Source organism: Scopulibacillus cellulosilyticus (genome assembly GCF_042665295.1).
Lineage (GTDB): Bacteria > Bacillota > Bacilli > Bacillales > Sporolactobacillaceae > Scopulibacillus_A > Scopulibacillus_A cellulosilyticus.
Map to the genome: position 1 here is coordinate 70,469 of NZ_JBHTCO010000007.1, position 17,023 is coordinate 87,491.

Here is a 17,023-nt window from a genome sequence, read left to right on the forward strand (position 1 = left end):
GAATAGTCCTCCTCAAATAATTGAGCATGACCTGAATGCCAGTTGAATTCAGGCTGTATACAACTATAAATATTTCAATGTTTAAAAATAATGCTAATTATTTTTCAGATGATGGGGAGGATGTTTTGATTGCAAACTTATGGCTTAGTTAAATATTATTAACAGTTTTTTAGTCAAATATGGTCAAACTTTTTAATAATATTTTTGTTGAAAAATAGGCTAATGTTCAAGTAACGTGGAAATCAAAACACTAAAAGTGTTGATTTAATAGGGTTGGTAAAACCCGTTACTTGAACATATACCACATATTGTAAACAAAATACCATCAAGATATAATGCTTTTAGAGCCTTCCGGAGACTCTATTCATATAAAATGGAGTTGTGTATATCTACCAAATACCAAAAAGGGTTTAGTTATAAGAACAATAAAATTTTTTAGCTTTTACTGATCATAATCCAAAATGATTTAGTGGCTATTCACTTGAAATATTTACTGTTATCTGTTACAGAACCATCCAAGTTAACAGGGCGGGAAGCACTATTATTATTAAATTAGAAAATTGTTGTTAGGGGTGAACGCCATGGACAAGGTAAAATCCGTTTTTGTTAGTTATAGTTGGGATAATGATGAACATCAAAAATGGGTGTTAAATTTAACTAATAAGTTACGTACTAATGGTGTTGATGCTACTATAGATTTATTTGAAACACAAAACGGCACTACAAATTTAAATAAAATGATGATTCAAGGTTTACGTGATAGTGATTCTATAATCATAGTACTGACTGAAAAGTATGCTAATAGGGCAAATAAATTTGAAGGCGGGGTAGGTTTTGAAACTACTTTGTCATTACCAATACTAAAAAATAATCCAAACAGACTAATATTTATTTTGCGTCATAAAGAAAACTATTTGAATGCATTCCCTTTCCATTATCGTGATTACTATGCTATTGATTTTTCTGATGATGTCTCATTCGAAAATGCATTCCGCAAACTTCTATACCACATTGCAGAGGTTCCATTATTTGAGAAATCACCACTTGGAAAAATGCCTATATTACAGCCGATTAATTCAAATAGCGCAATAAATGTTCATGAAACAATTGAATCAGGTTAGGATGACTTTGATATACCGAATTTAAAAAGTGTTACTGACTTTGACAGAAATCAGTTTATCTCAACAAACTATACAAAAATAACTAAGCTACTTTCTGAACTGCTAGAAAGAGTAGAATCGAAAAATCCTAATTTTCAATTTATAAAAGATAAAATAAACGATAAAAAATTGATTATCCAATTTTATGTTAATGGTCAACATAAAACAGGGCTGAAAATTTGGGTCGGAAGTTTACTAGGATCAAGTAATCCAAGTATAAACCTGGTTTATGGAAAAATGTTCAATCCTTATAATGATGGTTTAATAAACGAAACAATAAATTGTGAAGTAAAAGAAAATAACGAGATGTGCTTAAATATGACAATGAGTATCTCTGGAGAAAGTCCAAGAGAACCACGAGAAATTGTAAAACGGATTTGGAAAAAAAGTATAGAGCCGTATTTAAAGTAAAGGGTATAAAGGCGGGACTTCGAGAACAGGAACCGATGCCCCTTTAACCCTTATTTAAAGTTTTTATGAGTCTAGCGGTGATAATTACATTAGCAAAACCATATGAACTAATTTGATAGTTTGTGCAAATGGAAAATCTAAAATTGTATAAAAGGTAATTAAAACTTTTTAATAAATGCTGCAATGGATGCTTCATTTGGGGTCCTTTTTAGAAGGGGAGCACTCCTTATTACTTAGGGAGGGGATCAAATGACCCGAAGAACAAAGGCATTGAGGTGAAAATCGGACAATTCAATAAGCAGTACGTTGTAGTTGTCTCTCTTGAGAATTATAAGAAACGTAAAAATTATTATAGAAAGACATAGATAACAATGAAAAAGAAAACGGGAGTTAAATTAATCGTTTAGTAGCTCGTTTAGAACGGGTAAAAACACGATACTGAAATAAGTAACTTAAATTGGGCTTAAAAAATCTAATGTTTAATTACATCCTCATCTAATAAAAAGATAAGTAGTTCGTATGTAAATAAGCCATTATAACGGAATTTATGTTTTTCTAAAAATAGAATAGTATTGTTAGCCACCACTGTCTAATGAAATGATACTCATTAGACAGTGGTGGCCTTTTTATAATAAAAGCATAAAAATATCTCTATAAATTTGTTAAGTTTATTTCCTAAGAAGACGATGATTAGAAAGGTTAACTTGAATAATTATCTGCAGTTTTTGAGCAAAAACTGACGTAAGGTATATATATAGGTTATATAAGGCAGCTTTCTTCTTTGTAAAGCAAACTAAATAAAGTGCCACCCCATATACTATATTAATATAACTTTGTCAATAGTTAGGACGCAGGTGTAATACATACACGATTGGTAAAAAAGTAATAGAAAATGCAGAAAAATGCTTCCTTTTTGAATAGAGTTTAAGTATAATGCTTTTAGGTGGTAAAAATGACTAATACTATTGGCTTGGTAACTCAAATGCAAGGGCAAATCTATCGGCAATTTGGAAAGAAAATTCTGATGACATCCATGCCGTTTCGACAACTTGAAGCGATTTTTGACATCGATTATAATGTTCAACGCGAACTCGACATTGGGAAACTTAATGAAATAAGACAATATATTCTTGATCACCCGGATGACGAAGGGTTTTATTACTCACCATTTATTTTTTCGGCAAGAGGTGCAATAGTCGAAAATGATAACGGCGAGTGGGTGATCGATCCAACGAAGAAGATTTATGTCCAAGACGGGCAGCACCGCTTATCGGCCCATGCCTCAGCGGTTAATCGCTTGAAATCAAAAAATGAAACACTTGCTGAAAGAGGAAAGTTCAATGATTTAGAGTACATACAATCGAAAGAACAGATAGACAAGCTATTAAATTTCCCAATCATGATGCAGATTTATCTGAATCTTAATACTGAAGAAGAAAGACAGCTGTTTACGGACATCAATACTTCAAGGAAAGACGCACATCAAGGCCTGGTCATGCGTTACGACCAGCGGGACCCTTACACTGTTATGACACGTAAAGTTGCAAAGAAACTTGAAAATCGTATTGAGATCGAATGGCAGTTATCCCGTCTAACAACAAAGAACACTGCACTGACCTCACTTCGAATTATTAAACGCTGTTTGTTAGCGCTGTTTGAAGGCACTTTAACAGTAAAAAACGGAGAACCTTATCCAAGGCGTTGCCGAATAGAGGAAATGCCGGATGTTGCGGAAACCTTTTTTAACACTCTTGTAGACGTATTTCCTTCTAAGGCATGGGATAGGAAGAAATATACATCAGGTTTAACAGGTATACAAGTGGCTTTAGCATATACTGTGTTCAAATATGCTGAGCAAAATGATTGTGATTATTATGGGGCAATAAAGAATTTAATGGTGTTAAAAAAATGCTGCACATGGCGTCATGACGATCCATTATACAGTAACTTTTATGATTCAACGGCGCGCAAAATAAAAAGGCATTCAGAAACTATTGCTATACAGAAATTATCTAAAATTTTTTTGGAGTGCATTAATAAATAGGGTGGTCTAAAAATGGTTTTGACTTATGAAAGGAACATCGAGCAAACATACGTGATATATAAAGTCAGAGACCTTATTAAGATGGTAGAGGAGAATAAAATCAAGCTTAGATCTGCAAGACAGGCACAGGTAAGTGAGATAAAGAAATACATATTTGATAACATAAAGGAACAAAAGGTATATTTGCCGCCAGTGGTTGCCAATTGCCGCCCTGAAGATTGGAATGATGGACAACCCACCCGATTTGAAGTTATTGATGGCAGCAAAAGAATATTAGCATTACATCAGTTACCTTCATTGATTGAACAGATGCTAAAAGAAGATCAATCGTTAAAAAAAGTCTTTTTAGCGGATGAAGAATTGAATGACTCTTCATTCGGCATTCAAATGTTTAAAGGATTGACACCTGAAGAATGCGACCAACTCTTTATTGATTTTAATACTAAGGGAAAAAAGGTAGCACTGTCGAAGCGCATTGCTTATGATTCTCGTAATGAAATTAATAAGATTACAAATGAGTTGCTTATCCAAAACCTGGATCTCAAAGATGTTGCTGGTATTGAAATGGAAAAACATGCGGTGGTTAAACCGCCCAATAAGAAATTGCTCTCTTTGGCACAGCTCCGGAATATTGTCGCTATTTTTATAAGAGGGAAGATCACGAAACAAGACCTAAATAAGGTTGATATTGACGGCTTCTTATCGACAAACGAGTATGTTCATCTTCTCCATTTATGGTTTGATAAGCTCTTTCAATGTCATTCCGCAAAAACGATTGGTGATTATGAGATCACGATATTGGCAAGTTACCCAATGCTGCTTGCCATCGCCCTTTATGCAAATGAAGATCTTGAGAGAGTTCCATTTGAAAAGCGTCAGGCTGTAATTGAGGAGCGAATGGATAGAATTCGGCACATTGATTGGCTGATTACCAATAAGCAATGGCGGAAATTCAAAGGCAACGTTCGCGGCAGAAGGAATATCTATTACCTTGATAAGGATAAGTCAAGTCTTAATCAAATCGTTGGATGGTTAAAGTCAGAGGCTGAGAGTTAAAGTAAATATATGATAAAAGTGCTATTACTTAAGGAGGTGAGGCTAGTTGAAGGCCATTCAAAAGGAAATCCCCTAAGTGTACGGTCTAGGAAACAGAACACTTAAGGGATTTAGGCAAGTTGGGTATACCAACTTATTTTTAGTATACCCTCTTTCCGAAAAAAATGAAAGATGTGAATGGCTATTTTAGAAACTTAAAATAGTTTGGGAAGGGGAAATAAAAATGATGCAAGTAGAAAATTACATCGTTAAACCGGAGACAATGGCACTTTTTCCGATGAACGGTCCATATGGTGAACGGTGGACAATTGTTATTGAGACGACTCAAATCATTGTTGTACCTCAATTACATACCGAGATCATAGATCGATCTTGCGCGGAATTTGGTACAAGTTACGAAGGCGGTAAAAGTGGAACAATAGCTCTTATGGGATATAAAACAATGACACCTATTTGTCTCTGTGCAGAGCTTGGAATGTATTTTCTTCCATTGTCATCTCCTGAAAATCATTATTGCATTTGGCTGTCTCATACGCATATAAAGGATTGGAAACAAAAAGACAAAGAGTCAATAACCGTTCGTTTCATTAATTATCAAGTGATTGATTTACCAATCTCAAAGAACGCATTTGATTTAAAAGTCTTCAGAACAGCCCAATACCGCCATCGGATACAAGAAACCGTCGCGGAATATAGGGTGGTAAGAGAGCCAATGACTGACAGAAATGTTGTGGATTTAAATAAGAGTGTTATAAAAATGGAAGATGGGGGCTATAGACTTAGAGAATAGTGAATGTAATTTTAAAAGTAGACCTTTTGAGAACAGATATGGTTTCGAACCATTAAAATTATAGTACAAAATGAACTGCCCCCTGTCTATTTGACAGGGGGCTATTCATTTGAGGGGATAACCTCTTTCATTTTTTATAAAATCTTTCACCACTTTCCGCCTCTTCTGTTTACTGTTTATTTGGATCCTTAATAGATTCACGTTTTGAAACTATAATTAGTTGACATTCATAAGGTTTACTTATGTATGACAATGGGGTTTTAAACAAAGGTAGGGGACGAAATTACAGAATAATAACAATATGCAGTAAAATATATTAAATTAGGGGGGAAGGTAAAATGAATATAGTTGCTCAATTTGAGTCAAGAAATACTTCCGATGGCATTAAAATCTTCAGGCACAGCACTGAATGTCATTCGAAGTTAGGGCCTGGTAAAGTCATAGGGTTAGTTTATATGCTTAACCCTGGGGATGCCCGGCCTATATCAGAAGAGCTATTTCATACTCTTCAAACAAGTGAGTATAAGACAATAGAACCAGTGGCAACAGCTCCTGATAAAACGTTAAGTAAAGTTACTAGACTTATTAATTCGGCGTTTGAATACAACAATATCACGCTTCCGGATCGTTATACCATTCATATAGAAAACTTATTTAATCTAAGGGAAAAGGATAGTGACAAGGCTATTCGATTAGCCAAAAAATTAACAGGGGTAGAGGATCTAATGTTTAAACAAAGGCCGGTTAACAATTCTTATAAGTTTGTATGGATTGCTTGGGGGAGTCAAAAAATTAATTCACAGCGGCAAAAAGAAATAATGAGTCAATTTCCGGACGCCATTATAGTCAAAAAGTTAAAACATAGGGGAGAAATAAGAGATGTTACATACCCGGTTCATCCATTATATATGAATACGGATTATTTTATTGAAGCGTCGAGAGGAAAAATCCGGGTTTAATGATATTTCAAATGGGGAAAAAAATGATATTTTGAAGGGTTTAAACAAACGTTTAATTAATTAGAAGTGACAGGCGATCTAAGACAATTTTTTTAATTGAAAACTGACTAGCCGTACCTCAGGAATATGAATCATTTTAGCCGCCATTTTCCCATCATACCGCAGTCGGGCAAAAGAGAAATTACTAGAGCAATCAAGGCTTTGACGATCATGCCGCTGTTAATCCGGCTAAATACATACAATTAACTGCCTCCTGTCAAATTAAACAGGAGGCAGTTCACTTGATCGACATCCTCTTTCATTTTTTTATAAATGTCTTTCACCACTTTCCGCCTCTTCTGTCTACTTATGATATGAAGGGAGGAGGTGATGAACATGGCTATGAGTACACTAACAGATACAGCGCTTGTTATGTCTTTGGATGGCGGTATGAACAAAGACGGCAAGCCTGTTATTAAGAAAAAAAGCTTCCGCAACGTCAAAATTAATGCAACTGATGATCAACTATATAACGTTGCCAAAGCGATTGCGCCGCTGCAACAATACCCGCTCATTTCTATCGAGAGAAACAACACGGTAGATTTAGTTGGAGAATCTAAGTGAAAATATTTAACAGATTAAGGGAAGGAGTTGGCAATAATGGCGAAAACATTAGAGCTGTTATTTACGAATCAAAAGGGAGGCACCGTGAATATCAGCTTGGATGAACCGGTTGATCCTATTAGTCCGGCCGTTGTGAATGCTGCTATGGATACTATTGTTTCAGAAGGTGCATTTACATCCGCTGGCGGTGACCTGATCAGTAAAAAAGGCGCGCGGGTGATTGAAAGAAATGTGACTGATATTGAATTAGGGTAGTAAGACACTCAAATTCCTGAACGGTCCAGAAATCGTCTGTTTTGGTAAGAAAAGAAAGATACTTAAGGAAACCTGTTGTGAAATGGTAACTCATAACAGGTTTTCTTTTATTTGTAGCAAGCTGTTTATTGCCTGTTGGTGAAAGTCTGCCTAAGTTTACATGATCGGTAGTTGATATAGTGTGATGAACTTGGGAAACAATATTAAAAACCTTTTGGGATAAAGGATCGCATGCTAAGTAATGAATGGAATTAGGGATGCTTTTTCTTGTTAAAAGATTTGTAGGTAATGTCCATGTATTATTTTAAGTAATCCTTTACTAATTACTTTATATTTCAATCAATAAGTATAAAGATTCTTTTATTAGACGAAAATATTTTTACAACATGTAAAAAACATTTTTACATACTATTCAAGTTTTAGTGTATAATGAATAAGGAGAGCAAGATGGGGGTGATTAAATGAAATTGTACACATTGCAGAATGTTATTGGAGAAAACTTACTTACTTTTTTAAGGATAAAGGGATATACAAAAACATCTTTAGCTAAATTGACGGGGATTTCTCGTCCAACTATAAATCAAATTTTGGAAGGAAAAAGCCCTAATCCTAAAATTTATGAAGAACAAATAAAAAAAATAACTGAAGCTTTAAAATTACCCATCGATTATTTTATAAATTTTTCTCCTGCACAACAAGAAAAATGGCAAATTCCAACCACTCAGTATTCGGATAGATCAGCATCTTCTAAGAGAACCCAATTAACACAAGATTTATTGAATGATTTAGATGAGTTATTAACTGTTGCCGCTTTTTATATAAAGGGGTGAAAACTTGAGAATAACAAGTAAGAATTTGGATGAAACCGTAAAATTAAATCGGCAAATTGAAAATGAAATACAACGTCATTTAAAATTTACACATAGGTTCCTTGCTAAATATGATATTCAATCTCCAGAAAAACTTGCATTACAAATATTGAAAGATAATTATTTAATTCAAATCCCTATTCCAGACTCAGATTGGGGAGGAGCTATTAGGGAATTGCCTAATGGTAAAAAAATTCCCGTGATTAATACTTTTCAACCCCGTTTATATCAGTATTTTATTTATTGGCATGAAATTTACCATCTTACTGAGGAATTTTCAAATTCCCATGAGATTTCAACGGAATTTGATTTAACGGAACGTAAAGCGGATTATTTTGCCAGTCAAATGTTAATTAGTAAAGATCTTTATAATTATTTCTTTGCATTAAAACAAACTGAGTTTATTGATAAAGTTGCCATATGTATGGATACGTTTAAAGCCCCATACAAAGCAATATTAATTCAATTGTATGAGTCTGCAATAGAATATGAAAATAAACGGCTTCAAGAAATAATAAAAACGAATTTTGATTTATCATTAAGTATAGAGTCATGGGAAAAATTATTTAAAAAGCTATCTTTGGATGAAAATTTGGTTAAACCATCATTTAAAGTGGATTTTGGACTTTTGAAATATGAAGTAAATCAAGTGGACACTTCTGATGATCGTGCTTATATAGAAACAAAAGAGTTTATAAACGCACTGGAACAAAAATATCTGCAAGTGAAAGGGAAACTAGAAAGTGGGGAATTATAGAGATTTTGATAGAGTAATCAATGAGAGAAACAGTAATCGTATTCTCATTATGGATAATAATAATTTGGAGTTCTGTAGTCAACATGGTGATATTTTTCATACGGATAAAGTATTTAATAATTATGATATTATACTTATTCCTGAGTGGGTTCATCGTGAAATATCCCATAGTTCTAACCGATTAAATTATCTGGCCGCCATTCCAGTTCCATATTTTATATTGAATGAAGAGGAAGATTATGTTGATTTAATAAATTACCAAGAGTTAAGGTTAATGGAACTTTTTAAGCATGCTTCCTCTTCAATATCTCCTGCTAGAAAGTTTTTTTCCGGTTTAAAAAAATATTACAATCAGAATAATGATCTACCTGAACATTGGATTGAAGATTTTTACGAAGAAGGCTTCGAAGTCAGAGGCGATACAGAATTAAGAAAGAATGCTGGAGAAACTTCAATTTTAGTATTAACATATTTATTACTTCATCATTACCCCTCATTAATTGGCCATATTACAATATTTTCAAGTGATAAAGGTACTTTAACTATTAAACAAAAGATAATGGACAACCTTCGTAAAATTGAATTAATACATAACCCAGCTACTCCTGTAAGCTTTGCCAGCACTGATATATTGCTTATTGAGGCTATTTCAGAGGGATGGATTAATATTGAAGATGTTAATAAGTTGCGTCCAAATAGCAAATTCGTAATATATACAAAAAAACTAGATAATCAAAGCAGCTCTAGACATGAATATGTTATGGATACCGTAGACTTTGTGGATGCTTTGAAACATATAGATGATTACCATTTTGAATTTTAACGAGCGCATTATTCCAGACACTCCTTTTCACTTTAGTTTAGGGGGTTTGAAATAATGTTTTTTTCTTTCAGAAGGTACCTACTCAAATTATTCCGGACTCAAAAAATCAAATTCCAAATTAAAGTTAAATTAATCCAGAGTCGTTTGCACTCTAAATGCTCAGGTATAATAACGAATCTTCGATATGTTCAGGAAATTGAAATTAGAAATATTGTCATCGAAGAAAAAAGATAGTTTGAAAAATGAAAAGTCTGCAATTTGTTTCATGTTAGTATTGAAATGATTTCAATTTAGGTCGGAAGGGACATCTAATAAGTGAGAACTGAAAAAGAAAAAATGATCAATGGCGAGCTATATTTTCCTGCAGACATAGAATTGATGAAGGATAGAGAAAAAGCAAGAAGGCTTGTTCGTACATTTAATCATACGGATGAAACAGACTATGAAAGTCGTGAGGCGTTGTTAAAAGAACTATTTGGGTCAACAGGGGAACGAATCCATATCGAATCTGACTTTCGCTGTGATTATGGATACAACATACACGCAGGAGAGAACTTTTATGCCAATTTTGACTGTACAATTTTAGATGGAGGACGGGTGACTATCGGACAGAACTGCATGATAGGTCCAGGTGTACATATCTATACAGCCGCTTATCCTATAGATGCCGAACAACGGATAACTGAAATCGAATATACGAAACCCGTTACCATTGGAGATAACGTATGGATTGGGGGACGGGCTGTCATTAATCCAGGCGTGGCGATTGGAAACAATGTTGTCATCGGTTCCGGATCTGTTGTAACAAAGAATGTTCCAGATAGTGTGGTAGTTGGAGGAAATCCGGCGAAAATCATTAGAAAGTTAGATTGATTTGTTTTCCCCATACTCATCATCCTTATTATACCTGGGTTTGAGTATCCGTCATTTTAAGAGAGAACTGCAAGTAAATCTGAAGAGGCTGTTTAAACCTATTAATATATAAAATTTACATAAAAAGAGAAATAATGATGTATCAGATCATTGATACAATCTTATCCATGAGAAGGCGCCTATCTGAATGTTACGTACATTTATGATTAGTGCCTTCTCTTTTTTACCTTTAATTGCTTGAGAATTGTTTAACACATCATTTGTCTTAATGGCTGTGACAAAGTTAGCTTTTTCTTTTATTGAATGTAAGTGCTTTCTGACTTACATTAATAGTGTAATCAAAAGAAGAAAGGAGCAAAACTTTTGACTAAATCAGGTTTAAAAGTTGGCGTACAAAAGTTTGGTAATTCATTAAGTTCTATGATTATGCCAAACATCGGAGCGTTTATCGCCTGGGGGCTTGTCACAGCTTTATTTATCCCTACAGGTTGGCTGCCGAATAAACATTTGGCAACACTCGTCACTCCGATGATTACTTACTTACTGCCATTATTAATAGGTTATACAGGCGGAAAATTGGTACATGATAAACGCGGTGCTGTTGTTGGCGCCATTGCGACAATGGGTGTCATTGTCGGGACCAATATTCCAATGTTTCTTGGTGCGATGATCATGGGGCCGCTTGGCGGTTATTGTATAAAACAAGTAGATAGGTTATTTGGAGATAGAATTCGTCAGGGATTTGAAATGCTTGTGAATAACTTTTCCGCAGGCATTGTCGGCGCTATTTTAGCCATCCTTGCTTATTTAGGTGTAGGACCTGCCGTTGAGTTTTTGAGTAATTTGTTAGCTTCCGGTGTTGACTGGCTGGTTAATCACCATTTAATTCCGTTAGCAAACATCTTTATTGAACCGGCAAAAATTTTGTTCTTAAATAATGCGATTGGCAACGGGATTTTAGTGCCATTGGGCATAGAACAGGCAAAATCAGCCGGGCATTCAATTTTGTTCTTGCTTGAAGCAAACCCGGGACCTGGTCTGGGACTTCTTCTTGCTTACTGTTTCTTTGCTAAAGGGAGTGCAAAGCAATCGGCGCCTGGTGCAGTCATTATTCAATTTCTTGGCGGGATTCATGAAATTTACTTCCCTTATGTATTAATGAAACCAATGCTTATTCTTGCGGTTATCGCAGGCGGGGTTTCCGGTGTCTTCACGTTTTCTATATTTCATGCCGGTCTTGTAGCACCCGCTTCACCGGGAAGTATTTTTGCGGTATTGGCCATGACGCCTAAAGGCGGTTACCTTGGTATAATAGCCGGCGTTTTAGTAGCGGCTGCCGTATCATTCATTATTTCCAGTCTTATTCTTAAAACAGCAAAAGATAAAGAAAATGAAGGGGATCTTTCAGAAGCAGCTGCAAAAATGCAAGAGATGAAAGGCAAGAAAAGCTCAGTAGCAAGTGCTTTAACTGCAGAACCTGGTGTTTTCCCGGAAAACGTCAGCAAAATCGTTTTTGCCTGTGATGCCGGAATGGGTTCCAGTGCGATGGGTGCTTCCCTTCTTCGTAAAAAGGTTAAGGAGGCGGGACTGCCTATTACCGTTACAAATACGGCAATCAGCAGCCTTCCGTCAGACTGTCAGATTGTTGTTACACAGGAAGAGTTAACCCCTAGGGCCAAGGATAAACTGCCAAATGCTTACCATGTATCCGTTGATAATTTCTTATCAAGCCCTAAATACGATAAATTAATTGAACAGCTGAAAAACAACGGGGAAAGCGAACTTAATGAAAGCATTGAAGAGGCAGAAGCTGCTGTGTCTGAACAAGATAACGATATCAATCATCAGAATGATAATGATCTGCTTCTTGAAGAAAACATCTTCCTAAATCAATCGTTCGAAACGAAAGAGGATGCCATCCGTTTTGCCGGCAGGGTTTTAGTTAACGGAGGGTATGTTAAAGAGGATTATATCGAAGCAATGATTGACCGTGATAACTTAACTTCAACTTATATGGGGAATGACGTTGCCATCCCGCATGGTACGGAGGAAGCAAAGAAGGCTGTTCTAAAATCCGGCTTTACTGTTATCCAAGTCCCTAATGGTGTCGACTTTGACGGTAATAAAGTACGAATGATTTTCGGTATTGCAGGAAAAGATGGTAAACATCTGGAGATTCTGTCTGGCATAGCTGTGACTTGCTCGGATATGGCCAATATTGAAAAAATGGCTGCGGCCAAAACAGCACAGGAAATCATAGATATTTTAACTGCTGAAAATGATTTCGTTAATGCATAATGAATAGAAAAGCTAGCTTTTCTATTCATTATTTCCTTTTACGTAAGGAAAGTATAAATTGGCAGCAATGCAGCCGTTCGACGTAGGGGCCAATTTTAAGATCCTAGCATAAGGGCAACAAAGCGAGACTGCGAACAGAGTGAGTTAGCGAGACTTGTACTCTGGAGTGCTAGGCAGTTGTCTGCGCCTTTTAAGGCTTGACACCAGCCAAGTTTTCTTTACTGAAAAGAGATGATAGCATGGATATTACCTCAAGAGAAAAATCAATTATTAAGTTAATTATTAAAACATCTGGTAAACATACACCTTCTTCTATTGCGGATTATTTAAAAGTCAGTGTCCGGACGGTGCATCGTGATCTCAATTCAATCGAAAAAATGCTTGAATCGTTTGGGCTCCGTTTAGTGCGCAATCCGGATAAAGGCTTAATGATTAATGGAAAGAATGAACAAATCTTTCGCCTGATCCAGTATTTAGAGGACATCAAGCCAGTCGATGAAACGCCGCAAGAAAAAATGCTTCAGCTGCTTTTAGCCTTACTGGAAGAAGAATCGTACAAAATTCACAGCTTATCTAACCACCTTGGCGTCAGCGTGGCAACGATATCCGGTTATCTGGATCAATTAACAGAATGGCTAGGGGACTATGGTGTGGTGATTACGAGAAAAAGAGGCGTAGGGGTCGAACTTATTGGTTCAGAGTCCAATAAACGCAAAGCTCTTGCAGGCTATATCTTACAGTATTTTTATGAAGAGCTTATTGAGCATTTATTTCAGCTGGAACAAGGCCAGTTTTCTCAAAAAATGATTTTGTATTATTTCCAGACTGATTACCTTCTTGCCATCGATAGAATTGTCAACAGTATCTTTCACCATTTGCATCCGCGGCTTGCGGATAGTGATTATATTAGATTCATGATTAATATTTGTATTACGATGCAAAGAACGAAAGATGGCTTTTTACTGGAAGAGGAAGTCGTCTATAACGAAAACACAAATGAATATAACCTCATCACCACAATAAGCAAATATATAGAGGGCATATGTTCGGTATCTTTTACAAAAAATGATCTCAGCTATCTCGCTGTCATCCTTAAAGGTTCTAAACTGCAAGCGGTGGATGCGGCGCCTTATGACAGCATTGTGCTTAGCCAAAAGATAAAAAATTTTATTCAAGATGTATCTAACCAGATTAATGTTGATTTAACAAAAGATTTTTCTTTGAATCAAGGGCTTCTTGCCCACATGGAACCATCTCTTTTTCGAATGAAACATCAAATGGAATCGTACAATCCTTTAACAGAAGATATTAAACGGAAGTATCCCCTTTTATTTATAGCTGTCAAGAACAGTGTACAAAAGGAATTTAATGAGATTGAACATTTTCCTGATGATGAGATTGCTTTTATTGCCCTTCATTTTGGGTCGGCATTACTCATGCGGGAAGAAGATATATCCGTCAATGCGCTGATTGTATGTCCCACTGGCATTGGCACCTCCAAGATGCTGGCCAGCAGGATTAAAAAGGAGATCGCTGAGATTGACGCCGTTGAAATATGCTCGATTAAAGAGATCCAGCGTCATGAAAACCTCAGAAGTTTTGATATTATCATCTCGACTGTCAGCCTGCCTTTTATCGGTATAGACTATGTTTTGGTTTCACCCTTGTTGACTGACGAAAATATTCAAGCCATTAAGGCCTATATAACGAATAATATTGAAAAAATAACGAAGAAAAAACATTATATAAAACCAAAACCGCAAAGCAATGCTTTAACAAGTCACAAACTTGGCCTTCCCGAAATATTAGACGACCTCGCGGATGTTAAACAAAGCATTCAATCAGTGATTCGTCATTTTCATGTTCTTCGGTTTGATCTGGAAAACCATCGGCAGGTCATTGAGGAAATGGTAAAGAAAGCTGAAGAAGATCAGCTTTTATCTGACACTAATGATATTATTGAGGCTTTAATGGAAAGGGAAAGAAAAGGCGGACTCGGCATACCAAACACCGGGATGGGGCTTTTTCATTGCAGGCATGAAAAGGTCAATGAACTCATTTTCCAAATTTCACATGTTAATAAGCCCATTCTTATAAAAGGAATGGACGGGAAAAACATGTATATGAAGAATTTGCTGCTGATGCTGGCACCTGAAGCATTAAGTGTCAGACAACAAGAAATCGTTAGCTTAATCAGTACAAGTTTAATTGAAAATAACGATTCAATCATGATATTTTCATCCGCCGATGAGAACATGATCCGTCAAAAATTAGAAACAGTTTTTTTAGATTATCTTTATACTCATGTGATAAGGAATGATTAGAATGAACCAAGTTGTACATTTTGGAGCAGGAAACATAGGAAGAGGATTTATAGGCGCCCTTTTTTCAAAATCGGGTTACCATGTCACATTTGTTGATCTTGCAGATGACATCATTAATCAGTTAAATGAAAAAGGGCAGTATCAAGTGAAGTTGGCAACAGATCAACAAGAAACGATGACAATTACCAATGTCTCAGGTTTAAATAACATGAAACAGGAGAGCGATGTAATTGAAGCCATCAAGCATGCAACCTTTCTAACGACGGCTATCGGGCCGAATATCCTCCCGCGTATTGCGCCGTTGATTGCTAAAGGTTTAACCGAGAGAGTTAAATCAACCGATGACAAGTTATATGTTATTGCCTGCGAAAATCAAATCTCGGCAACAGATTTATTAAAAGGTTATGTCTTGGAACATTTGGATCAAGAGACAGCAGAGCTTTTAACCGGAAAAGTTTATTTTTGTAATTCAGCTGTTGACCGTATTGTCCCAATCCAAAACAATCAAGGCTCTCTTGACGTTCTCGTTGAACCTTATTATGAATGGGTTGTGGAAACAAAGGAAAATATCCCTTCAGTTGACGGGATGGACATCGTTGCGGACCTTGCGCCATTTATTGAAAGAAAGCTTTTTACTGTTAATACCGGACATGCGGTCATTGCCTACCTTGGTTATTTGAAAAACAAATCATTTACCATTGATCAGGCATTAGCTGACGAGGAAATTGTCCAACAGGTTAAAGCCACTCTCAGCGAGACCGGTGCTTATTTAACCCATCAATATGGACTCGATCCGGAAGAACACCAACAATATATCAACAAAATTATCAACCGTTTTAAGAACTCATATTTAAATGATGCCGTTATAAGAGTAGGACGTTCGCCGCTTCGTAAGCTCGGCCTTAATGATCGCTTGGTACGCCCTGCCACCGAAGCAAAAAAAGCCGGACTTTCTTATACTAATCTAGCAAAAGCGATCGCATCAGCTCTGCTTTTTGATTACAAGGAAGATGAAGAGGCAGTCAAACTCCAAGCCATGATTAAGGAAAAAGGTGTCTCCCAAGTACTCAAAGAAGTCAGCGGGTTAGAAGAAGATAATGAAATAACTCAAGAAGTCATCAGCTATTATAATGTTTTAAAGGGATGAATAGTTTTTTCCTTGTCTAGTAAACTATAAAATATCAACCCGTTATAAGTGATGAAAGACATTTTTTAAATTATACCGTACAAAATGTCTTTCATTAGCCACATGAAGGACAAAAAATAAGACCAACGATTGTAACTTGTCCTTCATCGACAGTATGAAGGACAAAATTTAATTATAAATTTAAAACATTGTCCTTCATGCTCTTTTACTCATATTGTCCGACAGATTCAGAGATTAAGATATCCATTGGGCACTGATGAAGAGCCAACCATTATTTTATAGAGATTTATTGAAAACAGCAGAATTAGTAGAATTATGAAAAATGAAGGAGTTAATAAAGATGGCAGAAAAAACATTTACAGTAACTAATGACTCAGGTATTCATGCAAGACCGGCAACAACTTTGGTCAATCAAGCGGGCCAATTTGGTTCAGACATAACGATAGAATACAACGGCAAACAAGCTAATTTAAAATCCATCATGGGCGTTATGGCTATGGGCATTCAAAAAGGCGCTGAAATTAAGATTACTGCCGAAGGTCCTGATGCAGATGAAGCACTTAAAGCCATTGAAGAAGTTTTTAAATCACTTTCCTAGGGTCAGACCCCTAAAGCTTATGGATTGTGTGGATAATGTGGATTAAGTAAAATTAG

The 17,023-nt window shown here is 35.9% G+C and carries 15 protein-coding genes; all 15 read left to right on the forward strand.

Features of this window, described 5'->3' with window-relative positions; translation table 11 throughout:
• Window positions 1-581: 581 nt before the first annotated feature.
• The 15 genes from ACFQRG_RS08490 to ACFQRG_RS08560 all read left to right on the forward strand — a co-directional run bounded on the left by ACFQRG_RS08490 (window position 582) and on the right by ACFQRG_RS08560 (window position 16,967).
• Window positions 582-1,121 carry a toll/interleukin-1 receptor domain-containing protein gene (locus tag ACFQRG_RS08490; RefSeq protein WP_380965457.1) on the forward strand — a complete coding sequence of 180 codons (540 nt, stop codon included), beginning with the start codon at window positions 582-584 and terminating at the stop codon, window positions 1,119-1,121.
• A 1,402-nt stretch (window positions 1,122-2,523) separates the two neighbouring features.
• On the forward strand, window positions 2,524-3,615 hold the full coding sequence (locus ACFQRG_RS08495; RefSeq protein ID WP_380965458.1) for a DNA sulfur modification protein DndB: 1,092 nt from the start codon (window positions 2,524-2,526) through the stop codon (window positions 3,613-3,615).
• A gap of 12 nt (window positions 3,616-3,627) precedes the next feature.
• Window positions 3,628-4,671, forward strand: coding sequence for a DNA sulfur modification protein DndB (locus ACFQRG_RS08500; RefSeq protein WP_380965459.1), 1,044 nt, complete (start codon window positions 3,628-3,630; stop codon window positions 4,669-4,671).
• Between the two features lie 223 nt (window positions 4,672-4,894).
• The gene (locus ACFQRG_RS08505; RefSeq protein WP_380965460.1) at window positions 4,895-5,461 is read left to right on the forward strand and encodes a competence protein ComK; all 567 of its coding nucleotides are present in this window, start codon (window positions 4,895-4,897) and stop codon (window positions 5,459-5,461) included.
• A 338-nt stretch (window positions 5,462-5,799) separates the two neighbouring features.
• The gene (locus ACFQRG_RS08510) at window positions 5,800-6,420 is read left to right on the forward strand and encodes a DUF1643 domain-containing protein (protein WP_380965461.1); all 621 of its coding nucleotides are present in this window, start codon (window positions 5,800-5,802) and stop codon (window positions 6,418-6,420) included.
• Between the two features lie 375 nt (window positions 6,421-6,795).
• Window positions 6,796-7,023 (forward strand): DUF1659 domain-containing protein, encoded by a 228-nt coding sequence (locus ACFQRG_RS08515; RefSeq protein WP_380965462.1) that lies wholly within the window; start codon window positions 6,796-6,798, stop codon window positions 7,021-7,023.
• 36 nt (window positions 7,024-7,059) lie between these two features.
• Window positions 7,060-7,278 carry a DUF2922 domain-containing protein gene (locus ACFQRG_RS08520; RefSeq protein ID WP_380965463.1) on the forward strand — a complete coding sequence of 73 codons (219 nt, stop codon included), beginning with the start codon at window positions 7,060-7,062 and terminating at the stop codon, window positions 7,276-7,278.
• A 461-nt stretch (window positions 7,279-7,739) separates the two neighbouring features.
• Window positions 7,740-8,108, forward strand: a complete 369-nt coding sequence (locus tag ACFQRG_RS08525) for a helix-turn-helix domain-containing protein (protein WP_380965464.1) — start codon at window positions 7,740-7,742, stop codon at window positions 8,106-8,108.
• A gap of 4 nt (window positions 8,109-8,112) precedes the next feature.
• Window positions 8,113-8,904 (forward strand): hypothetical protein, encoded by a 792-nt coding sequence (locus ACFQRG_RS08530; RefSeq protein WP_380965465.1) that lies wholly within the window; start codon window positions 8,113-8,115, stop codon window positions 8,902-8,904.
• Window positions 8,891-9,727: a hypothetical protein gene (locus tag ACFQRG_RS08535; RefSeq protein ID WP_380965466.1), complete on the forward strand. Its 837-nt coding sequence runs from the start codon at window positions 8,891-8,893 to the stop codon at window positions 9,725-9,727. Before ACFQRG_RS08530 ends, ACFQRG_RS08535 begins: the two co-directional genes overlap by 14 nt.
• Window positions 9,728-10,042: 315 nt before the next feature.
• Window positions 10,043-10,600 (forward strand): sugar O-acetyltransferase, encoded by a 558-nt coding sequence (locus tag ACFQRG_RS08540; protein ID WP_380965467.1) that lies wholly within the window; start codon window positions 10,043-10,045, stop codon window positions 10,598-10,600.
• A 363-nt stretch (window positions 10,601-10,963) separates the two neighbouring features.
• Window positions 10,964-12,898 carry a PTS mannitol transporter subunit IICBA gene (locus ACFQRG_RS08545; RefSeq protein ID WP_380965468.1) on the forward strand — a complete coding sequence of 645 codons (1,935 nt, stop codon included), beginning with the start codon at window positions 10,964-10,966 and terminating at the stop codon, window positions 12,896-12,898.
• Window positions 12,899-13,137: 239 nt separating this feature from the next.
• Window positions 13,138-15,222, forward strand: a complete 2,085-nt coding sequence (locus ACFQRG_RS08550; RefSeq protein WP_380965469.1) for a BglG family transcription antiterminator — start codon at window positions 13,138-13,140, stop codon at window positions 15,220-15,222.
• Window position 15,223: 1 nt separating this feature from the next.
• Entirely contained in the window at window positions 15,224-16,369 is a 1,146-nt protein-coding gene (locus tag ACFQRG_RS08555; RefSeq protein WP_380965470.1) for a mannitol-1-phosphate 5-dehydrogenase, read from the forward strand.
• A gap of 340 nt (window positions 16,370-16,709) precedes the next feature.
• Window positions 16,710-16,967, forward strand: a complete 258-nt coding sequence (locus ACFQRG_RS08560) for a phosphocarrier protein HPr (RefSeq protein ID WP_380965471.1) — start codon at window positions 16,710-16,712, stop codon at window positions 16,965-16,967.
• Window positions 16,968-17,023: the final 56 nt, after the last annotated feature.